The sequence below is a fragment of the Halobacterium bonnevillei genome, from assembly GCF_009831555.1.
Classification (GTDB): Archaea; Halobacteriota; Halobacteria; order Halobacteriales; family Halobacteriaceae; genus Halobacterium; species Halobacterium bonnevillei.
Genome location: NZ_WUUU01000240.1, coordinates 1 through 3,425, shown reverse-complemented (window position 1 = coordinate 3,425; position 3,425 = coordinate 1). Strand labels below are relative to the sequence as shown.

Below are 3,425 nucleotides of genomic sequence, written 5' to 3'. Positions count from 1 at the left end.
CGCCGCAGTCCTCGCACTCGCGGAGAAATCTCCGTCTCGCCGGGCGTCCTGCGGCGCGCCGATTGCCAGCGCGCGGACGCGCTCGTCGCCCTCGTTTGACGCCGCGCTGGAACTCCCCGGGCGCGAAGCGCGCGAGTTCCCCCGCGCTGACCTCGCGTTCGTCGCCTTCCACGCCCCCGGATTCGCCGACGTCCAGCGTCCGGAACGTCACGGTGCCGTCGAGCACGTAGAAAATCTCTTCCTGGTTCTCGTGGGCGTGGACGCCGTACGCGAAGCTGTCGCCCGTCTCGAGTTCGTAGTAGTTGAGCGCGACGTTCGCCGCGCCGAGCACGTCGGTCAGCGGGAGCGTTCTGTCGGCCGGGCCCATCCGGGAGTCGAGGTCGTCGAGGCGTACGGTTCGCATACAGGAGGGGACGGCGCAAGCCCGGATAACAGTTAAGACTGGGCGGCTGCGGTCGCGGCGCCCCGAGCGCGTCCGTGACGTCGTAGCATAGCCGGCATCACTGTACGAATCTGGGCGGGGAGCCGAACGCGGGACCCGCATCGTTGATACCACTGGCAGACGGAGACCAGCGTATGGCAATCGACCCGCAGTTCGACGACAACCGCGAGCAAGTGGACACTCACAAGGGCCACGACGTCTGGGGGCCGGTCGACGAACCGGAGAAACTCGGCATCCACGGCACCCACGTCGCCGTCGACTTCGACATCTGCATCGCCGACGGCGCCTGCGTCGAGGACTGCCCCGTCGACGTCTTCGAGTGGGTCGACACCCCCGACCACCCCGAATCCGAACTCAAAGCCGACCCCGCAAACGAGAGTCAGTGCATCGACTGCATGCTCTGCGTCGACGTCTGCCCCGTCGACGCCATCGACGTCGACGCCGGCCGCGCCGGCGACTGACGGGAGCCGCTCACTGCCGGCGCACACCGCAGACGCGTCTCAGTGGCGTTCAACGATTCGTAGAGACGCGGAGGGCGTCGGTTCGCGCTCGGGGCCGCTTCGGGCAGCGTGTCCCGGACCGCGGACGCTACGACCGCTCGATCTCGAGTTGCTCTCGGAGCTGCTGGAGCGCTTCGCTGTCCGAGAGTTCGTCGAGCCGCTCCTGGAAGTGCTCCTCGCAGACCGCGACCTTCAGCCCGCCCTTCTCGACGGTGAGGTCGGCGTCGCGGTCGCAGTAGTGACACTGCATACGTACCCGTTGCACCTGGGGCTACCTGAACCTCACGGCATCGGAAGTCGTCAGAGACAGTGTCACATACTGCCGTGGCACAGGGTAGTCACGATTCGAGCAAAACGGCCGTCGGGGGGCGGTCGAAGGTTAGAGCCGGCCGCGACTCAGAGGCGGTCGCGGACGGCGCCGAAGGCGGCCTCGTCGAGGCCGGCTTTCCCGAGTTCGAAGTCGTGGGCGTCGCTGCCGCCAGTCGCGATGAGGTCGTGGGTTTCGATGGCGGCGTCCACCTTCGCGGGTCCGTCCGCGGTCGGGTCGGCGCCGAGCGGACGGTCGTAGGGGTAGTAGCGTTCGACGGCGTCGAGCGCGTCGCAGCGCGCGAGCGCGGCCTCGGGGTCGGGGTAGCGCAGCGGGTGCGCGAGGCCGACGAGGCCGCAGGCCTCCGAGAGGAGGTCGACGCCCGTCTCGAAGTCGGGGACGTCGCGGGCGCGAAACACGGGCCGTCGTCGCCGATGAGGTCGTCGAAGACGGCGCCGACGGAATCGTAGTCGGTGTCGTCGTGGCCGACGACGCCGCGGGCGATGTGGGGGCGCCCGAGGCCCTCCCGGGGTTCGACGGGGAGGGAGACGCCGAGCGCGTCCTCGACGTTCTCGATGATGCGGCGGCCGCGTTCGACGCGGTCGCGCTGGATGCGTTCGGTCTCCGCGGCGAGGGCGTCCGTCTGGGAGACGCCGTAGCCGAGCAGGTCGAGTCGCTGGTCGCCGGCCTCCACGCGGAGCTCGATGCCGTGGACGAGCCGGACGCCGTCCAGTTCGGTCACGGGGTCGTCGAGGCCGGGGTGGAGGCGGTCGTGGTCCGTGATGGCGACGACGCGCACGCCGGCCTCCCTGGCGGCGCCCGGGACGTCGGCGAGCGTGAGGGTCCCGTCCGAGTTCTGGGTGTGGACGTGGAGGTCCGCGTATACCATACTGGTGAGCGAGCGCGCCGCCACCTAAACCACGCGGTCTCTCGTGGACCGGCCGGGCCCGCGGTAGCGTGAGTCGCGGTAGCGCGAGTCGCGGTGGTGGGCGGCCACGAATCGTGCGACGCCGTGTCGCACAAGGAACCTTAATGAATTTTAATCCTTTATCATCGTTCATGGGGAACCTTCTTGTGTGGTCGCGTGCTTCGGACAGGTGATGACACTCCGTGAGACGGCAGACGTCCTGGCCTCCCAGAACTACCCGCTGACCGCCGACGAACTCGCCGACGCCTGCGGCGACCACGAACTCGACTACCCGGACGGCGAGGAAGCACTCGAAGTGCTCATCGAACGCACTGGCGAGCAGCGCTTCGAGTCCGCCCGGGACGCCACCTTCGCCGTCTACGGCGTGCTCGACGCCGCCGCCGTGGGTCGCATCGGGTACAGTGACCGCGACCCGATGCCGATGGGGACCAACGGCCCCCGCCAGGTTTCGTTCTGACGGGCGAGCGTGTGAACATCCGTTACATTCTTAGTGACCTACCTCTAATCGTGGGTGTAGTTGCCATGTCAATGGGTGCCTATGACGAGGACGAGCACGAGCGCCGCGAAGCGAAGAACAACAACGTCGAGGTCGCAGACGACGACACGCGAACGTCGTACGAGGGGTCTGTAGAGTTCGAGTCCGGCGACTCCGCGGAAGAACTGCTCGACCAGTTCCAGCAGATGCAGTCCAACTAGCCACGCTGTTTTAGCACGAGTAGCGACGCAGCGGACACGCCGACGACGGCGACGACGTGGCCAGCGACTGCCACGACCAGCGGCAGGTGTCCCCACACGAACGGCACGAGGACCGCCTGGAGCGCGCCGAACGCCAGCGTGCGTCGGTCGACGGCCCGCACGACGGCGGTGGTGTCAGCGTCGAAGTCGTACGTGAGCGACCGCCAGATCGCGACGACCGCCGCCCACCACCCGGTTCCGATGCGGTAGCAGACGTCCCACAGCACCAGCAGCGCGAACGCCGCCGGGAGCACGGGCGGCCGTTCCCCCAGCAACCCCGCGAACAGCGTCGCACCGTCCCGCGGGTCGTAGACGAACAGGTACGTCAACAGCGCGACGTACGCGACGACGCCCAGCACCACCTCGATGCTGGACGCGAACAGGAGGCTCGCAACGAAACTCTACGTCGAGGGCGACGCTCGGGAGCGGTCGCTGGACAGCCTCCGGTCGCAGGTCGACAACGACGTCGGCGACCTGGACGTGGAGTTCGAACTCGGTGTGCGCCACGACGAC

General features: G+C 68.2%; 7 protein-coding genes and 1 pseudogene. 4 read left to right on the top strand and 4 right to left on the bottom strand.

Features of this window, described 5'->3' with window-relative positions:
* The coding region (locus GRX66_RS17570; RefSeq protein WP_325064181.1) for a cupin domain-containing protein at positions 1-403 on the bottom strand (403 nt) is incomplete at its 3' end.
* A gap of 173 nt (positions 404-576) precedes the next feature.
* Here GRX66_RS17570 and GRX66_RS17565 point away from each other — a divergent pair.
* A complete protein-coding gene (locus GRX66_RS17565; protein WP_159527664.1) occupies positions 577-903 on the top strand; it encodes a 4Fe-4S dicluster domain-containing protein in 327 nt (108 codons plus the stop codon).
* 127 nt (positions 904-1,030) lie between these two features.
* Here the strand turns inward: GRX66_RS17565 and GRX66_RS19660 are convergent, their stop codons facing one another.
* Positions 1,031-1,192, bottom strand: a complete 162-nt coding sequence (locus GRX66_RS19660) for a DUF6757 family protein (RefSeq protein WP_201293081.1) — start codon at positions 1,190-1,192, stop codon at positions 1,031-1,033.
* A gap of 146 nt (positions 1,193-1,338) precedes the next feature.
* Positions 1,339-2,138 (bottom strand): annotated as a pseudogene (locus GRX66_RS17560) (PHP domain-containing protein).
* Positions 2,139-2,349: 211 nt separating this feature from the next.
* Here GRX66_RS17560 and GRX66_RS17555 point away from each other — a divergent pair.
* The gene (locus GRX66_RS17555) at positions 2,350-2,634 is read left to right on the top strand and encodes a DUF5789 family protein (protein WP_159527663.1); all 285 of its coding nucleotides are present in this window, start codon (positions 2,350-2,352) and stop codon (positions 2,632-2,634) included.
* Between the two features lie 65 nt (positions 2,635-2,699).
* A complete protein-coding gene (locus tag GRX66_RS19655) occupies positions 2,700-2,873 on the top strand; it encodes a DUF5786 family protein (RefSeq protein WP_233745639.1) in 174 nt (57 codons plus the stop codon).
* Here GRX66_RS19655 and GRX66_RS17550 read toward each other — a convergent pair.
* Positions 2,870-3,271 carry a DUF7530 family protein gene (locus GRX66_RS17550; RefSeq protein WP_233745638.1) on the bottom strand — a complete coding sequence of 134 codons (402 nt, stop codon included), beginning with the start codon at positions 3,269-3,271 and terminating at the stop codon, positions 2,870-2,872. The two genes, GRX66_RS19655 and GRX66_RS17550, sit on opposite strands and share 4 nt — an antisense overlap.
* A 7-nt stretch (positions 3,272-3,278) precedes the next feature.
* Here GRX66_RS17550 and GRX66_RS17545 point away from each other — a divergent pair.
* Positions 3,279-3,425, top strand: a 147-nt coding sequence (locus GRX66_RS17545) for a DUF2110 family protein (RefSeq protein ID WP_159527662.1), incomplete at its 3' end; no start/stop codon positions are given.

Bases quoted from the DNA above. Each gene is read 5' to 3' on its own strand.
- GRX66_RS17565 (WP_159527664.1), top strand. From the start codon at position 577: ATGGCAATCGACCCGCAGTTCGACGACAACCGCGAGCAAGTGGACACT.
- GRX66_RS19660 (WP_201293081.1), bottom strand. From the start codon at position 1,192: ATGCAGTGTCACTACTGCGACCGCGACGCCGACCTCACCGTCGAGAAG.
- GRX66_RS17555 (WP_159527663.1), top strand. From the start codon at position 2,350: ATGACACTCCGTGAGACGGCAGACGTCCTGGCCTCCCAGAACTACCCG.
- GRX66_RS19655 (WP_233745639.1), top strand. From the start codon at position 2,700: ATGTCAATGGGTGCCTATGACGAGGACGAGCACGAGCGCCGCGAAGCG.